The sequence below is a fragment of the Bacillus sp. ISL-39 genome (assembly GCF_018613295.1).
Lineage (GTDB): Bacteria > Bacillota > Bacilli > Bacillales > Cytobacillaceae > Mesobacillus.
Genome location: NZ_JAGGQM010000010.1, coordinates 110,769 through 128,547, shown reverse-complemented (window position 1 = coordinate 128,547; position 17,779 = coordinate 110,769). Strand labels below are relative to the sequence as shown.

Genomic DNA, 17,779 nt, shown 5'->3' with positions numbered 1-17,779 from the left:
GTCTAAACCCCTCTTTTATTTCCCCAAACATAGACATGAAGCTGCGGAAGTACTCTTACATTTTTCATTTCCGCGTCACACATAACCTCATTTATCAGCGATTCATACTTATCGACCAACGATGACATTAAGTTCATCTGGTCTTCTGTTGCAATGTCGTCATTTCCTACCTGTAAAAAAAACGCTAAGTCCGGATAACGTTGATGTACCAGTTTGGCAAATTCATAGTCAACTGCATCGAAAACGACTATTTTGAGGCTGGCGTTTTTTAAAGACCCGTTCTTTTGCAAACCTTCTACGATTTGGTCCAAAACTACAAAATCTGTTTCCATACCCGAACTTGGCGGTTTTGGGGAAAGGGTCAATGCGTCAACTTTCAAGAACCAGTCCTGCCATTTGCTCCCCTGTGTCTCCAGGCAAACACTGACCTTGTTTTCCTTTAATAATTCAACCAGTCCAGATAGATTCTTAATGAGAGCAGGATTTCCGCCTGAGATGGTGACATATGAAAAACCATCTCCCCCCAATGCTCTCAATTCACTCCAGACTTCATCAGCATCCATTTGCCTGACTAAGTCCTTTCCAGAACCATCCCATGTAAAGGATGAGTCACACCAGGCACAGGAATAGTCACACCCTGCCGTACGAACAAACATTGTCTTTTGTCCGATGACCATTCCTTCTCCCTGAATCGTCGGTCCGAAAATTTCCATCACGGGAATCTTAGTCAATCTCCATCCACTCCCTTCTTGCTTCAGCATAACTAGTTGGAGTTTCATAGAGTTTCACAAACTCTACCCTTGCATCTTGGTATAAATGCTGTCTATTCGACAGGGAATCAGACATTTTTTCATAAATCCAGGCTACCATGTTTTCAGCAGTTGTATTCATAGGCGGCAAAGTTTCATTCAAATATCTGTGATCTAGATAAATTTCTATTTCTGATTTCCAAATATCTTTAATATCACCAAAATCAATCATTAATCCACGGTCATCGACAAAACCACTTAAGCCGAATATAACTTTATAAGTATGGCCGTGGAGGTTTTTACATTTCCCTTCATATTCATGAAGGTGATGAGCGGCATCAAAGGTAAATTCCTTGCTGACGAGCACACGCTTAGAATGATATTTTAATTGTTCTCTCTTAATATCTTTATCTATTTTCTGAAGCTGGTCGACGATCCTGAATTCGTACATCAAGAAACAACTCCTTCCAGGTACTCATCCAGCCCGTTTTTCCGTAACTTACAGGCAGGGCAAATCCCACATCCATCTGCAATGATTCCGTTATAGCAAGTCAATGTTCTTGTCCTGACAAATTCAAAAGCGCCCAGGTCATCAGCCAGCTTCCAGGTTTGTGCCTTATTCAGCCACATTAATGGTGTATGGATGACAAAGTTCTGGTCCATAGATAGGTTTAGGGTTACATTCAATGATTTAATGAACACATCCCGGCAATCGGGGTAGCCGCTGAAGTCCGTTTCGCATACACCTGTTACGATGTGCTTAGCGTTCACTTGACTTGCAAGCACGCCTGCAAAGGATAAGAACAATAAATTCCTCCCTGGCACAAAGGTTGATGGCAGTTTCCCTTCTTCCCCATCCTTCACCTCGATATCACTCCTGGTAAGTGCGTTAGGCGCCAGTTGGTTAAGCAGGCTCATATCGAGAACATGGTGTTTCACCCCAAGCTGGCTTGTGATGTCTTTTGCGCATTGTATTTCTGTGCGGTGACGCTGATTATAATCGAAAGTGACCGCTTCAACTTCCTTGAATTCCTTCATGGCCCAGAACAGGCAAGTCGTACTATCCTGTCCTCCGCTGAACACGACAACCGCTTTTTCATTTTTCATTAGAAAACTCCTTTACAACAGAAAAAACAGTACCACTAAGACAGCAGTACTGTTTTCCCTTAGTTTTTTTGAGAGGGTAGCTAGAACCTCTTCCGTAAAAACGGAATATGTAATTTTAACTTTCTCATTTTATCACATATTTTATAAAAAGAAAGCCTGTATTATTCCATCACTTTTTTGATTTTACCAGATCCTGATGCCTGAACCTTAGTGCTGACCATTTTTCGTCCATGGAGACATTGCTGACAGCTCTATAGTCAGATATATCTTGGACCAGCCTGAATAATGCGTCGCGGTTAATATCAGTTTTAACTTTTGAACTTTTCTTTGGGAAGGCAATCCAGAATACAGCATCCTCTTTCAATCCAGAAACAGCCTTCGGAAACCATTCCCTAACTTCCTGACTGTTGTTGGAAAATAATAGCATAAATTCATTTTTGTCTGATTCATCGCCAATATCTTCAATTAATGACTCGTATTCTTTCGGTGCGTTCATCACCCTGGCTGTCCCCTGTTTGTATCGTAATTTTTTTAATAATTCATCCATGGCAACCACCCTGATATTTAGTATTTGATTCATTTTCCAAATGGTGTAAACAGCTAAACCAACGTTATCTATAGCTTATTACATGATATTTTGAATGGTCAAGTTCCCCCATAAGGGCATCTTGCTCATTCGCAAATTTTTTAAAGGAATAAAATGATTACAAGCACCTATTGTTTTCATACTAAATAAAGGAGGATACAGATGGATAATGGAGCTTACTTTTCTGGAAGCCGGGATTTTTTAGGACAGGATTCTCTTGAAATCCAAGATTATGATCATCCGGAATGCCAAAGTCATGAATCAGCATTTTCCTGTGGCTCATCTGCAGAATTCCCATCAATGGATGAGCAGCTGGAATCAAGCTCTGATTATGGATATTGCCATAGCTACAAGGATGATTGTAACCCGGTTATTTTCGACCGTCGTTATAATTTCGCCGATCGCGAGTTATGCAGCAGGCATTTCAGCGTACGCTTGGGTGGTTTGCGTAATAAGATGGCAGCAGTTTTGCGAAGATATATCGGATGCAAAGTTATTATTGGGACCGAGTGTGACAGCAAGTTTAAAAAAATCAGTGGCAAGATTTCCTTTGTTGGAAATGATTTTGTCGAGATAGTCATCCTTAAAAATCCCGAGGGCAAACAAAAGCACTCGAAAAAGAAATACAGGATGATACCATTTGACACAATAAACTGGTTTGAAAGGGATCAAGGATCATAGAGACAACGCCTGAGCAAATGCTCAGGCGTTTCTGATTGTGATCAGGATTTTTTCAGATAACAGAAGGATGTTAAGGGTATTCCTTTAACCTGCCCATCCTGGCTGACTAGATGGATGTTGCCGTTTTCAATGCACTTTAATAAACCAATTTCCTTTTTCGAATTATAATAAACCGATACTTTTTCATCAGCAAATGTTTTAAGGTACATGGATAACTTGATCCTGAAGAAAATCTGGACTAATTCATGATCATCAGCAACTGTTTCTCCAAATTTGAATGTCAGGTCCCTGCGGAAACATGGATCAATATCAGCCAAAGGCAGTTTGTGAACAGGAGGTTGATATCGCTTCTTAGTCAAAACCAGGCAAACACTTTTGAAAGGGATTAAAAAGGTCTTTCGGTTCTTTTGGAGCTGGACAAAATCTCTGCCAACTAATTTTACGAATCCTTCCAGGTAATTTTTGCTCAGTTTCTTCTTTTTGTATCTATGCTTAGGCTTCAATTTATGCTTATTGGCCAGCCTCTTCTTTTTGTAATGTTTTGTCTTCTTAGTCTTCTTGTTTAATATTTCCTCGATTGTCTCTTCCGGACTGGTGTCTGCATTGTTCTCATCTGGATTTGAACAGCTTATTTTAATTTTCACCATCTCCCCTGCCAAGCCATCGAATAATATCCTGCGGCCAAATTCAAGCTGCTCGTTTGATAGTCCGAGATCCAATAGCATGCGATTGGCTCCATCGATTTTTTCCTCTAGTTCATGCAGCCGCCCTGCAGGCAAACAAGATGTTGGCGAAGGAATTTTGGGAGTTTCGATTTGATCGGGACAACCGTCCTGAAAGCAAAAATCGTCTTCCGGATTGTTTGCTGAGGAGGAACTGCTTTCCGTCATCTCCTGGCTTGAAGACTCCTCATCTGGAATTTCAATTTTATGCCTTTTCTTCATTGTCCCACTCCCCTTCCACTTCCTCTAGGCGCGGCAGGTTTTCCTTCGAATCCTTATGAACCCGGAAGATTCCCCACATTCCCAATTCTATGTCCCAGCGGATATTACCGGACCGGTACAAGTAATCCCCTGGGAAATTGAAAACTCCTCCTGCTCCTCCAATCAAGCGCAAATCATCAGTATGGCCCGTAACCATATGGCCTAAAAATGACTGAATCCGTGAATCAAGATCCTTGCTGTCGAATTTCCAATAATGTCCGTGAAGGTGGAATGTATGAGCTCTTCGCCTTTCTGCTGGAGTGGTAATCCGTATCACCACTGGCTCACCAGGATATGCTTCAAATACAGGTGTTGCTGGGTCCCCAAAAATTTCTGATGAAAAAAGCTCGTGCATTACCGGGTGTTCCTTATATCGATTGATGAGCCTTTCACTCCGGTAGTTAAAACCCCTTGATCCATAATCGTACGTATCGACTTCTTCAAGCTCTTCAGTATAAGGTACAACCCCATCCATCGGATCAATAATCACTTTTCCAGCTTTGTCCTCCAGCCTTACACCATCATGTAAAATGAGGACAAATTCTCTGGTTGCAGGAAGCAAGGGGTGGCGAAGAATCACATTTTCCGCTGTAATTACTTTTTCCAGGCTGTATGGATCCAGGTAGGTTGTAAACCTGGATTCGGCAATGAACGCACCGAAGGTACCAAACGACCGGTGATTTCTCAAATCGGCCATGTCCCACATCGAACACATTCCGAACTGGCCATCGACAAACCATCTATAAGTAATCGTTTCCCCTGGACCGACTGTCTGGTCAGGGTTGTAACCAACTGTATCTCCACTGGAAGTCTTAACGTCATAATTCAGCAGGCTTGTATGGAGTGATATTCTTAGAGAAGGAGGATAGTATGATTGTTCTTTTACCGGCGGGTACGGATGAATCCCATCTTGAAATGGAAAAAGTTCTTTCTTTAGCTCACTTGTCAGTGTTACCTCTACAAGGTCCCCAACATTTGCCCTCAGGATAAGTGGCACTGGGTTCTTTTTGCCAGAAATAATATCTTCTACATCCTCTTTTAAAGCGAAAATAATTCCAAATGGATCATGATCGCCATAAGAGTTATATTGGATTGGTGTCTGGAAGGCGACTACCTCGAATTTCTTGACAGGTGAGCCATGGTAAGCCCCTGGCGGCAGACTGGCAAGAGGATTTGCTTTTTCAGGCGGTTTGCCCGTTGGCTTTGGAGTTTCAGCCGATCCTTCCGGCAGCGCTTCTCGGTCAGCTAAGACGATTAAATCTTCCATTCTATCCTTATACGCACGGATCAATCCCCATGTACCAAGCCAAACATCTTCCTCATCCTCAAAGGCCCAAAGATAATCACCGGATACAGGAATCTCAGTCTCAAAAGTAAAGGACTCAGAAATTCCGATATGCTGCTGCGCTTTCATGGATGATCCCAAATCCGGGCGCTCTTCTTTCCATCTCAGCCCATGGATATTGAAACTGTGGGATTCTTCATGTGCTCCCTGCAATAGCCTGATCCTGATCGGGTCGCCTTGATATGCCCTCAGTATCGGGGTAACAGGATCACCGTGAACATAGGAACTGAAGGAATAAGCAGGATCACAATCCTCACCTAGCCTGAACTTTAAGGGTTCACATTTAAAATTGACTCCAAAGACACCTGGATCGTCCTCCGATCCTGGATATCTTGGCGGCTGGATTGGGCGGCCGTTTTTATCGAATAAAAGGGCAAAATCATGGACGAAAAGTGTCTGGTCACGATAATCCGGTATTAACGGGTGTTCGACAGAAATCTGGGTTCCATGGTCCACCTCGTCACCAGTTCTCGAATCAAGGAATTTTGAAAACCTCGGCTGTATCACGCCTGCCCCGAAAACTCCATGCTGCTGATGGGAGTTAGCAAATAAATGGTCATGGAAGAAAAATGCTTTTAATTCGGTTTCCGCATACCATTCATAACGAATGGTTTGGCCAGGAAGAACCCCACTATCATAATTCCACCCAACATTACCACCATCGCATGCAAGAACATCAAATTTTACAAAGTGAATGTGAAAACCATTTTCATACGTCCTGGTCACCAGCTGGAATGCATCACCATCGAGAATATGGGGCATACGATTTGTATAGTTCATCCTTATACATGTACCAGCAGGAACATGGAAGACTAACGGCTCAGGCTCTTTTTTTCCCGAAAGGATATCATCAAGGTCTTCGTCCATCACATAAAATCTTGCCTTCGGGTCATGCCAGCCCTGTCTGTTATAAACGACAGGCATTTCAATAGCAGAGACATTGAATTCGACTACCACTGGGTCATGTTCTAGGCATGGGTCAACAAAAACTGCTCCCGGACGTGGATTTTCAATCGCTGCATTCCGTTCCAGTTCAGTCATCTCCCGCCCCCCGACAATGCCCAGAGGCGGCCTGGGTGCTTTATAGCCTACTTTTCCTGGAATGAAATTAGGGAATCCTGGTTTTTCAGGAGTTGGCTTTGGTGGTGCCGTACGGTCTGGCAACGGCTTTAGGGCATTAATTCTAACACCATTTGGATAACACTGGCTTCCATCCTGCAGAGTATCAAAAACCCTGTTGATTCCCCACATGCCTATGCCGAAGTGGGGATACAGATGGCAATGGATGATAGAATCTCCAATGGCACCATGCAGGCTGCCGAGTCCATAAAGCGGCTGAATCGAATAGTGGGTTTGAGGGCTTATCGATTGAGCATCGAGTATTTCAGCATTAATATTGCTCGAATCCCCGAGCCATTGATGGACATGGTAGTGAAAAACATGAGTTTCTTTTACCCCGCCGTGGATCAATCTGATGACTGCAGGGTCCCCCACATATCCTCTTAATATCGGAGTTGCAGGATCACCAAAAACCCATGAATCATGGTGGACTTCTTCTGAATCACAATCAGGGCAAACTACTCCCGCTTCCATCAGCCTTTTACGGTTTGTCATAGGTTCATAGCGAAGATTCACTCCATGAAAGGATTCTGCTTCCTGGTTTGTCATTGGGTTCAAAGGATGGTCCCCTGTAAGATCCCTAATTTCCATTTCGTCATTGAAAAACCAGGCGTACTCCCTGAATGATGGCAGAAAAGGATGGTGTATGTCTGCAAAAACACCACTGTTGATTGGGCCTCCCGTTACAGGATCGGTCCAGGCTGAGCCCCTTTTTTGGACAAGCAGCGCCCCGAATAATCCCTGGACACTTGATCCTTGTTCGGTGCTTGAAATATTTCCAAGGTCGGTGAAGAAGCAGATACCTTCCTGACTTGCATTAAGCCTGTAAAGAATTTGTCCACCCGGTTTTACCGTTGTATCCGGGTTGTAGCCTGCATCCGCTCCATCGGAAGTCAACACATTGTAATCCGCTTCCTGGAAGTGCATCCCTGCTGAAAAAGGAAGCTGGTTTTCAAAAAGTATTTCGACTATATCTCCCTCGTTTGCCCGAATAGCCAACGGTTGAACAAGATCAATTGGCTTATAAGGATTCTTTCGTACGAGGTCTTTAAGCTTTGACTCATTTTCCTTCAAGACATATATTCTGCCACTAGGATTGTGGTCCCCGAACGTATTAACTACTATCCTCGTGGAAATTCCGACAACATGATATTTTCGAAACATCTATTTCCCCCCTTCATAGGAATCTAATAGTCTTCAAGCTTCGGTATTTTAGGTGCTCCAGGCCTTTCAATATAGAAAACTTCAATATTATGAATGTGAATGCACCATTCGCGGTTTTCTAATTGAGCAAAGTGAGTGGTCTCCACATCGATCATAACCGTATCACCTATCAATTCCTTGATTATGCCAACGAACATGTATGGATAGGATGGAGAAATCACAAGCGTTTTGTGGCCAATTCCATTTCTGAAGTGTTCCAAAATGGCTGAGTCATGGATTTCATTTACATTTGTCATCTGTGAATAATCTGTGGACATAAGAAACAACGCCTCCATTACTTGAATGTTTAAACTAACGGAATTCTCATCGAACAATCGACGTCTGTCGTGAAATGGGCAATTTTTTCAAAAGGAATGGATAACGGAATTGGGAACTTATGAAACGGTGCATTCAAAATTTTGATTGTTATGGGAGAAAGAGTTAAATGTCCAGGTTCAACTTCAGCTACATTTCCGCAAAAAATCGGTCTGAAGGTTTGCCCTAATATGTTTAGTTGTGATGATTCCGTAATAATCAGGATCTGTTTGCCCATATGCTTGTTAAAGAAATCAAATAATGGGTCATTGACACTACCGACGCTAGAAGCAGCCGATAATGATTTTAATGGCCAGTCATGCATGTTTTGTCACCCTTTCTCGTAAATAGGACTTCTGCAATTAATGTCTTAACGAAAGGCTGTTTTCGTAAAGATTGTTGTTAAAATCCTAAAGCCGATTTTAACGTGATGTAAAGTCATTTTGTATGTCGGTACTAAGTTTGCATGCTCTTTTCTCATAATAAGCGTTAATTTTGTAAAGAAACTTAGGTAATACAATCCTATTTTGTAGTCAATAGCAACAAAGTTTGAGAAAAGAGCCTAACGAAAAAATACTCTTGATCATGTTCTTTCCCATCAAAAGGATCTGGATTAAAAGGCGGGCAGAACGAATATGTGTTACATCCGTTAAGGCAATTTCCCTTTCTGAGCCAAAAGATTGTAATAAAATACTATCTTCAGTAACAGAAGCGATCTTCCCCATTACGATTTCATCAGGCAAAACTACCTTAACCCACACTCCTTGCCATCTATGAAGGTTGCCTTTCAATGACTCTTCGAAAAATTGCTGTATTAAGACCTCTCGATTGGCAACTGTTTCACCAAAATTCGTAGTCAGTTTTCGTTTTAAGTCATTATCATAAATGAAATTTTGATGGGCATTTTCATATGTCGGCACTCCGGATGGAGAATTTGCTGATAATATCGTTTTATACGGGATCCAAATCCGATCCTTTAAGTTCGTCAATATGACAAAATCTCTTCCGATGGCATTCACCTTACCGGAGATTTCCTGTGTGTTATCTTGGTGGTCAATATAGACTATTACTTCCTGATTCCGCCTCATCTTAAAAAACTTCTTTAAAATCAATGGTTTTTTAAATTCAGGAACGGCATTCGCAAGTGTTTGCAGGTTTTTTTGCTCCAGGTAATCGGAAATGATTTTATTCTCCTCAAGCGGTGTGGCACTAGGCGGGGAAGTTATTTCAATTCCGACTTCATGAATCGGATCTACCTGCCTGACTTCCTTCCTTCTGTCCTCTAACAAATATTTCAAATAATCCGAATGGCGTATACCTTTTCTCAACGAATTGCCCCCTTTCGCAGAAAAGCGCAAGCGTCTTGGTAAGCCCCGACAGCGCTGGAGGACCGACCGGTGAAGTCGTTCTTTGACTTCATTTGGGCGGACACCGAAGCGACTCGAGGGGCTAGGCGCTGGAGTTAGACACTAATCTAAATGCGAACATTTAATACCTTCTTATAAATGAACAAATTTCCCCACTATCATATGAGGCAAATATCATAAATGTCATTGCAATTGACAAAAAATTCAAACACCACAATTTTTGTTGTGAATACATTGAACAGTAGAGGTGATATGTCTTGCCGGAATGGATTGTGATTTTTTACCCAATTAATTTCTTGTCCGCATACGTTCTATATATCTATCTATACAATCGAAGAAAACAAATCGGTTTTCACTTAGGGATGAATATAACCATGGTGGCAGCTGGAGGTTTGGCTCTCGGAACAGGGATAATTTTTATCAACATGTATCCTTTTTACTTTTTGGAAGCGACCATGTTTTCAGTAATCATAGGGGGTATTTCAGGAATATTGTTTGGCAACCTCTTTGACTATCAAACTTTATTGTCTGGTTATATAACTGGGCTTATGATGGGAATCATGGCGCCTATGGTTGGAGCTTCCGCATATGAAGGTGTAAATTTTTTAATCATGATCGAGATTTTCATCATCAGCTCTTTTTGCATAGCGGCCTCCTCGGCCTACAAGACCTGATTCAGTAATCTGGAGGGGGTGTCTTATGCAGTTATTATTAATCTCCATAACTATCATCAATTTTTCAATTGGAGCCTGGCTATATTATGTACTTCGTAAATCGAGATTTCTGTTTAGTGACAGGTTTGGATATACAGCCTCTTATTTTGCCAGCAGCATACTGGGACTGGTTGCTTCACTAAATTTCATGCTGCTATTCCCTAACCATTTCGGAGTTGTTGGGGTGCTTAACATTTTACTTGGTATCACGATCGGTTTTTTATATGGCTCAATGTTTAATGCGCAATCATTGATTGCAGGAATTTATAACGGGGGCATAAGCGCAATAATGGGAACGATGCTTGGATTGGTGGTAAAAAATCCAGCTATTTGCGGTCTTCCTGGTACCATTGCCTCCGAACAAGAAATGATAATCTTCTTTGCCCTTTTCAGTCTGTGTATCCAGGGAATATCTGCTCTATTGCTCCAATTTTCTTTCAAAGTATGAACAGTTAATGTCATTTTAAGGGACTTAATGTGGCCTTAACGGGAGCAAATCTCTCTTGATCGTCACATTAATGAGCTTAACCTGACCTAACGGGAGCACTTCGCTATTTTTGGACACATTAAAGAACTCAAACAGGCCCTTCGCTGAATGGAAACCCGGAGTAAAGGACAAAAGCAGCCTCATTCGGGCTGCTTTTTTTTACTTTATTGAAAAGCCGTCAAATAACCTTCCCCCAAAGGGTTCTAAAATCTGTTCGGCCAAATCTGCGACCATATTTTTATTACCTGTACTGTAATAATGGGAAAAAGCTTCTACAAATTGTTCAGTGAATACGGGGTCATAATGATGTAATTCTCTCACCAGCCATTTCGATTTTCCTACCCACCGCTTGTTTGCTCTTAACACAAATTCCTGCAGCTGTTGCGCCAGCGTGCCTGCAATGAAGATTTCCTCTGCCTTGTTGCCAGATCCAATGAAATCATCAAGCGTATCTGTAATGAAATACCGTTTTACCTCGATTTCTTTCTTAGACCACTCCTCTGGTCCCAGCTCGATTAACCTTTTTGCTTCATCAATTATTTCCGGCAGAAATTCGCTTTCCCTAATAACCTTACCTTCTGAAACCATTCTCGGTAAGCTTGGCCTTGCTCTTTTTATATCACTTTCAAAAAAAAGCTTATAGGACTGTAAATTATGGATGAAAACCTCGATCGGCCACCCATATGCTATTAATGACTCCCTGCGGGGTGATGAAATATCCTTATCGAATATCACGATATCCAAATCAGATGTAACAGTTGCTTCTCCCCTGGTTACACTCCCGGCCAGCAGTGCTGCATCACAGTCCGGGAACCGCTCCTCCACAAACTTTTGCGCTGCTTCAAAAGCTGATAATCTAGTATGCATGTACATGTACAAAATCCTCCATTAACTATTCATAAGGTTATTATTAGTGATAACAAAAAATTTGTCGACAACATTGCGAATGTTTTATAAGACAACTCTAGTGGTATCCTACAGTATAAAAGTAGTTGAATCAGGAGGATATACTTATGCCATTTTCATTAAATAAATTGTTTATACCTGCAGGATTGGCAGTTTTGCTCATTACTGGCTGCAACAACGATGAGGCAGAGCAAGGAGTGAAGGAACTTGAAGAGGAAACAAAGAACGCTGCCCAGGAAACCGAGGAAAAATCAAAAGAGGTTGTGGATAAGGTAAAAGAAGAGACTCCGGGAATTATCCAAAACATGAAGGACACATATAAAGAAAGCGAACAAGAAGTTAAAGATAATACACTTCAGGCTGGGGATAGGGCAACTGTACAAAAAGATGCCTACCTCGCACTTACACCGGAAGCATATGATGAGCTTTATCAATTGATTGAAATTAACGACGTAGAAGGTGTAGACAAGATCGTTCAGGATAATAAAGTGAAAGAAATCAATAAAGGCAGTGAAGCAGAAATCTTAGAAAGAGAGATTAGACGAACTAAAGTAAAGATGACAGATTCCGGTGAGGAAGGATACCTTCCCACTACCATGCTGGAACCTGTCCAATAACCAGATTAAGACCCTGAATTTTGTTCAGGGTCTTATTATAGGTACTATTATTTTCCCGTAAAAGTATCAGGCATCACAACAGCGATTACTTCCCCTTTAGCGCAAAAAGTTTCCCCTGCATATACTTCTGTTTCAACTCGGTATTTCTTTGGATGGATTTCATGTACGGTTCCTATTGCTTTTAAGGCTGTTCCTTGAGGAGTTGGCTTCATAAAATCCACATGCAAGGATGCTGTGACAAATCTTGGCGGTTCTGCTCCGTCACCTGGTTCATATCCATTTTTACGATGCAGGTAGAGTGCAGCTGAACCAGTACCGTGACAATCCACAAAAGAGCCAATCACACCGCCATAGACAAACCCTGGCAGTGCCATATGTTCTTTTTGGGGATTGTAAATTGATATTGTCTTGTCACCATCCCAGCCTGTCCGAAAATGATGTCCCTGCTCGTTCATCCTCCCACACCCATAACACCATGCAAAATCCTCCGGGTATTCATCCTGGATGGCTTTCAACACTTTTTCTTCCATTGTGCTTCCCCCTTGTCAATCCGAATCTATAATACTTTCTTCAATTGTTGTTTGAATTCCTTTAAAAAATTTGATTTCCATTTGGGTGAATACAATGGATATATTCGTGCAACCTAGTTTTGTTCAAAACGTTCAAATGATAAGATTGATGTAAATTCTCTTAGGGGTGATGGAATGAAGTACAGACGCTTAGGCAATACAAATCTTGATATATCTGTAATTGGTATCGGAACCTGGCAGTACGGCGGTGAATGGGGAAAGGATTTCAGACAATATGAGGTCGATGCGATCCTGGATAAAGCTAATGAAAAAGGAATCAACTTCCTCGATACAGCCGAATGTTATGGGGACCATTTATCGGAAAGCCTTATTGGAGATTACCTTAGACGGGGCAATCGCGAGGACTGGATTGTGGCAACAAAATTCGGCCATCATTTCCATGGTAATTTTGAAAGGACACGTCACTGGAGTGCAAATGATGTATTGCAACAGCTCGATTCCTCACTAAAAGCTCTAAAAACAGATTACATAGACTTATATCAGGCCCATTCATGTACAGATGAAGAATTCAACAACGACGAGTTATGGACAATGCTCGATAAGCAAGTGGAAAAAGGAAAAAATCCGCAGCCTCGGGATCTCACTGCGATCGAATGAAGAAAGTTATCAAACGGATCACGCAACTGACGTAAACGCAGGTGCCATTCAGGTTGTATACAATCGCCTTGACCGGAAGCCAGAAGAACACATCTTCCCTTCAAGCCAAAATCAAAATCTCGGGGTACTAGCAAGGGTGCCCCTGGCAAGCGGATATTTGAGCGGTAAATATAAACCAGGTGCGTCCTTCAGCGCCGACGATGTTCGCTCAAAACATGACAGCGAGGAAACAGCGAGATTACTCAAACAGGTTGAAGAGATACAAAAAAACGAAGTCCCGGAAAATGTTTCAATGGCTACCTGGGCATTATCCTGGGTCTTAAAACACCCTGCAATAACTGCCGTCATTCCAGGCTGCAAGACACCAGAACAAGTGGAACTCAATGCAAAAGCAGCACAACTGGCCGAGGATCACCATCCTCAGAGTATAAAATAGATAATTTTTGCCCCGGCAATTACCGGGGCATTTAAAGTTGAACGATTAAATATCAATTATTCAATCTATAAACTAAAAATCTCTCATTTGGGTTATTTTCCGGCAGGTTCATTTCACTTACAAGTACAAACGGAGTCTGATTCTCCAAATAAAATATATAATCTTCAGATGGATAATATAGAATGAGGTCAATCTCCCTTTGATGTTTTTCAAAAGAAATCATAATGTTCATTATTACTCTCATTAGGATTTGAACCGTAAAAGGGTTAAAGAAATAGAACTTGTTTTCATTAGGAAAAATATCGTATTCCTCTGCCAACACACAATAAAAGTTGATCCTATCTCCCTTGTTTCGAAAGGACTTTAAGTAACTCTGTTTGTTTTCGAGGGCTTCCATGTAGAATGTTGCATTCATTTCAATACCCGTGACATTGGTATTAAAATGATGATTCAGATAAAAATTCAAACGCCCTTTTCCACATCCAAAATCAACTACATGATCATGACGGCTCAATTTGTATTCATTGAAAAATAACTCAAGAGCACTATAGGGAGTGGGTTCATACCGATGATAGTGCAAAGAAGTCAAGAATCCTTTTTGTTCACCAATTGTTCTGACATTCAGCAATTTATCAAATTGTGTTTCATTCATAATGATCGAACTCCATTCATTAACAGTTCGTGTAAAATCATATTCCATGCTCTTGGCTTAGTGATCGGAAATGATTTGCGAGACCATTTCTCTATGGCAGTCCCATGTAAATGCTTGTAACTCTTTCATTTCCCCACCTCTTTAGGTAAAATTACCGTGTTGTGCTTTCAGCATACATAAGATTATTTTAACTTATTCAATTCAACATAACTATTATTATGAGGGGAATCGGAGCAAGGATGTTTTCTAAAAAAATGAACAGAAATAGAGCTGTGGTGGTAGGTGGCAGCATTGCTGGCAAGCTGGCTGCAAGAGTGCTTTCTGAGTTTTTCAAGGAAGTGATAGTAATTGAAAAAGATAAGGTGCTGCCGCACTCCATAACCAATGGCTAAGGGACTCAGGTTACGGCATTCCAGCCAAAACAGAAATCAGGGTGAATTTATTTTATGCTAGCATGGCTTTTAAGGAACTCTCTCATGTATCAATGGATTGGCATAGTCTGCTCGCCTACCCTAATCCACCGGTAACTGATTGTGGAGGTATGATTTCTCCCGTTGAAGGAAATCGTTCGTTAGTTACCCTGATTGGATACGGATCGAAGGAAATTCCTAAAGATATAGACAGTTTTAAGGAATATGCAGAGAAACTTGAACAACCGAATTGTATGAAGCAATTACAAATGCAGTACCACTCTCCGGGAAAGTAAAAGTCTACCGATTTCCTGCCCTGCGCCGGTATCACTTTGAGAAAATGAAAGACAGCCCCTCTGGATTGCTGGTGATTGGATATGCTTTTTGCCGGATTGATCCTGTTTTTGCACAGGGGATGAGCCTTGCTGCAATGGAAGCCAAGGCATTAAGGGGTCTATTAATGAAGGGGTTAAACAAGAAACAGTTAGCAAATACCTATCATAAAAATGTAAGCAAGATTATCGAAATACCTTGGCTAATCGCTATATCAGAAGACTTTCGTTTTCAGACAACGACCGGAAGAAAACCAATAGGCCTTCCGATATTGCAATGGATATGTAAAAAAAGTTGTGGCGGCTTGCTCACATGAAGAAAATGTTTACTCCCAGTTCATCCAGGTCCTTCATCTAAAAGCACATCCAATCAGCCTGGCCCGTCCCAGTATTCTTGCTAAAGTACTTAAATCTTCTGATTGATCAAAAAAATCAAACCCCCAAACAGCTAATGTTCGGGGTGTTTTTATTTGTCCCAAATACGTATCATCGGCACTTCCGGCAGATACTTGAATAATTTCCCAAGCTGAAATTGTCCTTTTAAGTCATAATGTGTGTTAGGCTCTAGATAGTGGGAACTTAATTCGGGCGATCGACTTTTCTTAGTCACCCCCTTTTTGAAAGGAGTGCGGGAAATGGAGAAAATCAATGTTTTCCTGGATGATTACCGTAAACCCCCAGAAGGTTATGTTTTGGTAGAAACTATTGATGAGTGTCTATTCTTCCTAAATAATTATGATATTGATCATCTGTCACTGGATCATGATCTAACCAGCCATGTAAGAAATGGCTTAATGCTTGTCAAGATTATGATCAATAAACAACTTTATGCCAAACGGATCACGATTCACTCTGCAAATTCTACTGGCGGCAAGGCTATGTATCATTCTTTAAAACAAGCTCAACTTGACTACCTTATGCCTCAGTCTATTAATATTCATTTACGTCCTATGCCCTTACGTCCTTTTACTTCTCGAATGCTATCGATTTATAATAAATAAATTGCCCATCTGAATAATTTATCTTTAAATCACGGGAATCTGGGTAAGCTCAGGAGATGTCTCCTTCTGGCAGCAGAATTTATATACTGGGATCGAGCGCCTTTTCTACAGCCCCATGTGCATGTATTAAAGTGGTGTCAAACATTGGAATTGTTGTATCCTCCTGCTTTATCAATAGGCCGATCTCTGTACAGCCCAGAATGATTCCTTCTGCCCCTTCTGCAGCGAGGCCCTCAATAACCCTCTTAAAGGAATCCTTTGAGGAAGGCAAAATCGTTCCGAGACATAATTCATGGAAAATCGTTTTATTAATTAGGTCCCGATCCTTTTCGTCCGGGATCAGCACCTCAATATTTTCTGATTGTATTCTTGATTTGTAGAAATCCTGCTCCATCGTGTACTTGGTCCCAAGCAAGCCTACTTTTTTAATCCCGAGCTTTTTGATTTGTGCTGCAGTCTCCTCTGCTATATGAAGAATTGGCAGGCTTGTCTTCTGTGATATTTGGTCAATCACTTTATGCATCGTATTGGTGCATATCACGATAAAGTCCGCTCCTGCCTTTTCCAGTGAATAAGCCGCTTCGCCTAATATCTCCCCCGCGTCATCCCACCTGCCCTCTGTTTGGCATCTTTCGATTTCATTAAAATCAACACTGAAAAGAATAATTTTGGCAGAATGCAAACCTCCAAGCCGCCGCTTTACTTCCTCATTGAATATCCGGTAATACTCAGCTGATGATTCCCAGCTCATACCGCCGATCATTCCAATCGTTTTTATATTGATCAATCCTTTAATTTTATTTTTCCCGTTATGCTAATAGTTCCATGAACATATGAAAAAGACATTATAAATATGAAGTTTTTTAAAAGAGACAGAAATAATAAAAAGACTATAAACAAAATCCAATCAGAAAAGTTTGTTTACAGTCTAAAGGTATTTCCCTTTAATGTCTAAAATTAAAATCTGCCTTTATACCAGTCCCTGGCAGCCTCTACCTCACTTAGTGTCAATTGATGTCCGCTGCTCTCCCAATGCATTTCTATATTGGCATTGGCGGTAGACAATAGGATATTCAGTTCCTCTGACTCATGAGCGGAGCAAATTGGATCATTTTTGCCGGCAGCTAAAAACACCTCTGTACCTGACAAATTTGGCAGCTCAATCCCTCTTCTCGGCACCATAGGGTGGTGAAGGATTGCTCCTCTAAGGGCATTCTTATAATGGAAAAGCAGACTGGCAGCAATATTGGCACCATTTGAATAACCAATCGAAACAATGTTATCGCGGTCAAAATCATATTTTTCCGATGCTTCAGCCAAAAACTCATGCAACTCCTGCGTACGGAATATCAAGTCCTTTTCATCGAATATCCCCTCAGCAAGCCTCCTGAAAAAACGCGGCATCCCATTTTCTAGGATATTCCCACGAACACTCAACACAGATGCTTCCGGGTCAATCATATTCGCCAAAGGGAGCAGGTCATTTTCATTTCCACCTGTTCCGTGCAGCAATAATAAAGTTGGTTTGGATGTATTACTTCCTCTTTTATAAATATGTTTCATATCAACTCTCCTTACATTTT

21 protein-coding genes, 1 pseudogene and 1 riboswitch are annotated in these 17,779 nt (G+C 41.3%); of the genes and pseudogenes, 8 read left to right on the top strand and 14 right to left on the bottom strand.

The genetic code is table 11. The features are described 5' to 3' along the window. Positions 1-2: 2 nt before the first annotated feature. From queE to J7E37_RS10245, 4 genes are all read right to left on the bottom strand, one after another. The gene (gene queE / locus J7E37_RS10260) at positions 3-731 is read right to left on the bottom strand and encodes a 7-carboxy-7-deazaguanine synthase QueE (RefSeq protein ID WP_214779200.1); all 729 of its coding nucleotides are present in this window, start codon (positions 729-731) and stop codon (positions 3-5) included. Continuing rightward, positions 724-1,200, bottom strand: coding sequence for a 6-carboxytetrahydropterin synthase QueD (gene queD, locus J7E37_RS10255; RefSeq protein WP_214779203.1), 477 nt, complete (start codon positions 1,198-1,200; stop codon positions 724-726). Before queD ends, queE begins: the two co-directional genes overlap by 8 nt. Beyond that, positions 1,200-1,856, bottom strand: a complete 657-nt coding sequence (gene queC / locus J7E37_RS10250; RefSeq protein WP_214779205.1) for a 7-cyano-7-deazaguanine synthase QueC — start codon at positions 1,854-1,856, stop codon at positions 1,200-1,202. Before queC ends, queD begins: the two co-directional genes overlap by 1 nt. Before the next feature lie 53 nt (positions 1,857-1,909). Continuing rightward, positions 1,910-1,952: riboswitch (PreQ1 riboswitch) on the bottom strand. A gap of 73 nt (positions 1,953-2,025) precedes the next feature. Beyond that, complete coding sequence (locus tag J7E37_RS10245) at positions 2,026-2,403, bottom strand: hypothetical protein (protein WP_214779362.1); 378 nt, start codon at positions 2,401-2,403, stop codon at positions 2,026-2,028. Between the two features lie 201 nt (positions 2,404-2,604). On the opposite strand from J7E37_RS10245, the gene J7E37_RS10240 reads away from it, so the two are divergent. Continuing rightward, on the top strand, positions 2,605-3,123 hold the full coding sequence (locus tag J7E37_RS10240) for a hypothetical protein (RefSeq protein WP_214779207.1): 519 nt from the start codon (positions 2,605-2,607) through the stop codon (positions 3,121-3,123). Between the two features lie 41 nt (positions 3,124-3,164). Here the strand turns inward: J7E37_RS10240 and J7E37_RS10235 are convergent, their stop codons facing one another. From J7E37_RS10235 to J7E37_RS10215, 5 genes are all read right to left on the bottom strand, one after another. Then, positions 3,165-4,067: a hypothetical protein gene (locus J7E37_RS10235; protein WP_215023806.1), complete on the bottom strand. Its 903-nt coding sequence runs from the start codon at positions 4,065-4,067 to the stop codon at positions 3,165-3,167. Continuing rightward, positions 4,051-7,734 carry a multicopper oxidase domain-containing protein gene (locus J7E37_RS10230; protein WP_215023804.1) on the bottom strand — a complete coding sequence of 1,228 codons (3,684 nt, stop codon included), beginning with the start codon at positions 7,732-7,734 and terminating at the stop codon, positions 4,051-4,053. The genes J7E37_RS10235 and J7E37_RS10230 overlap by 17 nt, the downstream gene beginning before the upstream one ends. Before the next feature lie 23 nt (positions 7,735-7,757). Next, a complete protein-coding gene (locus J7E37_RS10225) occupies positions 7,758-8,051 on the bottom strand; it encodes a hypothetical protein (RefSeq protein ID WP_214779213.1) in 294 nt (97 codons plus the stop codon). A 29-nt stretch (positions 8,052-8,080) separates the two neighbouring features. After that, positions 8,081-8,413: a hypothetical protein gene (locus J7E37_RS10220; protein ID WP_251009600.1), complete on the bottom strand. Its 333-nt coding sequence runs from the start codon at positions 8,411-8,413 to the stop codon at positions 8,081-8,083. A gap of 208 nt (positions 8,414-8,621) precedes the next feature. Continuing rightward, positions 8,622-9,416, bottom strand: coding sequence for a hypothetical protein (locus J7E37_RS10215; protein ID WP_214779215.1), 795 nt, complete (start codon positions 9,414-9,416; stop codon positions 8,622-8,624). A gap of 296 nt (positions 9,417-9,712) precedes the next feature. Here J7E37_RS10215 and J7E37_RS10210 point away from each other — a divergent pair, with 296 nt between their 5' ends. Continuing rightward, a complete protein-coding gene (locus J7E37_RS10210; protein WP_251009599.1) occupies positions 9,713-10,129 on the top strand; it encodes a hypothetical protein in 417 nt (138 codons plus the stop codon). A 25-nt stretch (positions 10,130-10,154) separates the two neighbouring features. Next, the gene (locus tag J7E37_RS10205) at positions 10,155-10,616 is read left to right on the top strand and encodes a hypothetical protein (protein WP_214779217.1); all 462 of its coding nucleotides are present in this window, start codon (positions 10,155-10,157) and stop codon (positions 10,614-10,616) included. 198 nt (positions 10,617-10,814) lie between these two features. Here J7E37_RS10205 and J7E37_RS10200 read toward each other — a convergent pair whose 3' ends face one another. Continuing rightward, on the bottom strand, positions 10,815-11,528 hold the full coding sequence (locus J7E37_RS10200; RefSeq protein WP_353050007.1) for a nucleotidyltransferase domain-containing protein: 714 nt from the start codon (positions 11,526-11,528) through the stop codon (positions 10,815-10,817). A gap of 140 nt (positions 11,529-11,668) precedes the next feature. On the opposite strand from J7E37_RS10200, the gene J7E37_RS10195 reads away from it, so the two are divergent. Next, positions 11,669-12,178: a hypothetical protein gene (locus tag J7E37_RS10195; RefSeq protein ID WP_214779220.1), complete on the top strand. Its 510-nt coding sequence runs from the start codon at positions 11,669-11,671 to the stop codon at positions 12,176-12,178. A gap of 47 nt (positions 12,179-12,225) precedes the next feature. Here J7E37_RS10195 and J7E37_RS10190 read toward each other — a convergent pair whose 3' ends face one another. Next, a complete protein-coding gene (locus tag J7E37_RS10190; protein WP_214779222.1) occupies positions 12,226-12,708 on the bottom strand; it encodes a PaaI family thioesterase in 483 nt (160 codons plus the stop codon). A gap of 174 nt (positions 12,709-12,882) precedes the next feature. Here J7E37_RS10190 and J7E37_RS10185 point away from each other — a divergent pair. Then, a pseudogene (locus J7E37_RS10185) lies at positions 12,883-13,801 on the top strand (aldo/keto reductase). A 52-nt stretch (positions 13,802-13,853) separates the two neighbouring features. Here J7E37_RS10185 and J7E37_RS10180 read toward each other — a convergent pair. Beyond that, complete coding sequence (locus J7E37_RS10180) at positions 13,854-14,453, bottom strand: methyltransferase (RefSeq protein WP_215023802.1); 600 nt, start codon at positions 14,451-14,453, stop codon at positions 13,854-13,856. Positions 14,454-14,707: 254 nt separating this feature from the next. On the opposite strand from J7E37_RS10180, the gene J7E37_RS10175 reads away from it, so the two are divergent. From J7E37_RS10175 to J7E37_RS10165, 3 genes are all read left to right on the top strand, one after another. Beyond that, the gene (locus tag J7E37_RS10175) at positions 14,708-14,845 is read left to right on the top strand and encodes a hypothetical protein (RefSeq protein ID WP_215023800.1); all 138 of its coding nucleotides are present in this window, start codon (positions 14,708-14,710) and stop codon (positions 14,843-14,845) included. Positions 14,846-15,113: 268 nt separating this feature from the next. Beyond that, positions 15,114-15,512: a hypothetical protein gene (locus tag J7E37_RS10170; protein ID WP_215023798.1), complete on the top strand. Its 399-nt coding sequence runs from the start codon at positions 15,114-15,116 to the stop codon at positions 15,510-15,512. Between the two features lie 318 nt (positions 15,513-15,830). Beyond that, positions 15,831-16,196 (top strand): cyclic-phosphate processing receiver domain-containing protein, encoded by a 366-nt coding sequence (locus J7E37_RS10165; RefSeq protein ID WP_214779233.1) that lies wholly within the window; start codon positions 15,831-15,833, stop codon positions 16,194-16,196. Positions 16,197-16,275: 79 nt separating this feature from the next. On the opposite strand, the gene J7E37_RS10160 is transcribed toward J7E37_RS10165, so the two are convergent. Both J7E37_RS10160 and J7E37_RS10155 read right to left on the bottom strand, forming a co-directional pair. After that, positions 16,276-16,974: an aspartate/glutamate racemase family protein gene (locus J7E37_RS10160; protein WP_214779371.1), complete on the bottom strand. Its 699-nt coding sequence runs from the start codon at positions 16,972-16,974 to the stop codon at positions 16,276-16,278. 179 nt (positions 16,975-17,153) lie between these two features. Continuing rightward, positions 17,154-17,759 (bottom strand): alpha/beta hydrolase, encoded by a 606-nt coding sequence (locus tag J7E37_RS10155; protein WP_214779235.1) that lies wholly within the window; start codon positions 17,757-17,759, stop codon positions 17,154-17,156. Positions 17,760-17,779 lie beyond the last annotated feature (20 nt).

Coding starts and splice junctions, on each gene's coding strand:
- J7E37_RS10180 (WP_215023802.1), bottom strand. CDS start 14,453: ATGAATGAAACACAATTTGATAAATTGCTGAATGTCAGAACAATTGGT.
- J7E37_RS10155 (WP_214779235.1), bottom strand. CDS start 17,759: ATGAAACATATTTATAAAAGAGGAAGTAATACATCCAAACCAACTTTA.
- J7E37_RS10240 (WP_214779207.1), top strand. CDS start 2,605: ATGGATAATGGAGCTTACTTTTCTGGAAGCCGGGATTTTTTAGGACAG.
- J7E37_RS10235 (WP_215023806.1), bottom strand. CDS start 4,067: ATGAAGAAAAGGCATAAAATTGAAATTCCAGATGAGGAGTCTTCAAGC.
- J7E37_RS10230 (WP_215023804.1), bottom strand. CDS start 7,734: ATGTTTCGAAAATATCATGTTGTCGGAATTTCCACGAGGATAGTAGTT.
- queC (WP_214779205.1), bottom strand. CDS start 1,856: ATGAAAAATGAAAAAGCGGTTGTCGTGTTCAGCGGAGGACAGGATAGT.
- J7E37_RS10175 (WP_215023800.1), top strand. CDS start 14,708: ATGAACAGAAATAGAGCTGTGGTGGTAGGTGGCAGCATTGCTGGCAAG.
- J7E37_RS10225 (WP_214779213.1), bottom strand. CDS start 8,051: ATGTCCACAGATTATTCACAGATGACAAATGTAAATGAAATCCATGAC.
- queD (WP_214779203.1), bottom strand. CDS start 1,200: ATGTACGAATTCAGGATCGTCGACCAGCTTCAGAAAATAGATAAAGAT.
- J7E37_RS10220 (WP_251009600.1), bottom strand. CDS start 8,413: ATGCATGACTGGCCATTAAAATCATTATCGGCTGCTTCTAGCGTCGGT.
- J7E37_RS10200 (WP_353050007.1), bottom strand. CDS start 11,528: ATGTACATGCATACTAGATTATCAGCTTTTGAAGCAGCGCAAAAGTTT.
- J7E37_RS10245 (WP_214779362.1), bottom strand. CDS start 2,403: ATGGATGAATTATTAAAAAAATTACGATACAAACAGGGGACAGCCAGG.
- J7E37_RS10190 (WP_214779222.1), bottom strand. CDS start 12,708: ATGGAAGAAAAAGTGTTGAAAGCCATCCAGGATGAATACCCGGAGGAT.
- J7E37_RS10165 (WP_214779233.1), top strand. CDS start 15,831: ATGGAGAAAATCAATGTTTTCCTGGATGATTACCGTAAACCCCCAGAA.
- J7E37_RS10205 (WP_214779217.1), top strand. CDS start 10,155: ATGCAGTTATTATTAATCTCCATAACTATCATCAATTTTTCAATTGGA.
- J7E37_RS10195 (WP_214779220.1), top strand. CDS start 11,669: ATGCCATTTTCATTAAATAAATTGTTTATACCTGCAGGATTGGCAGTT.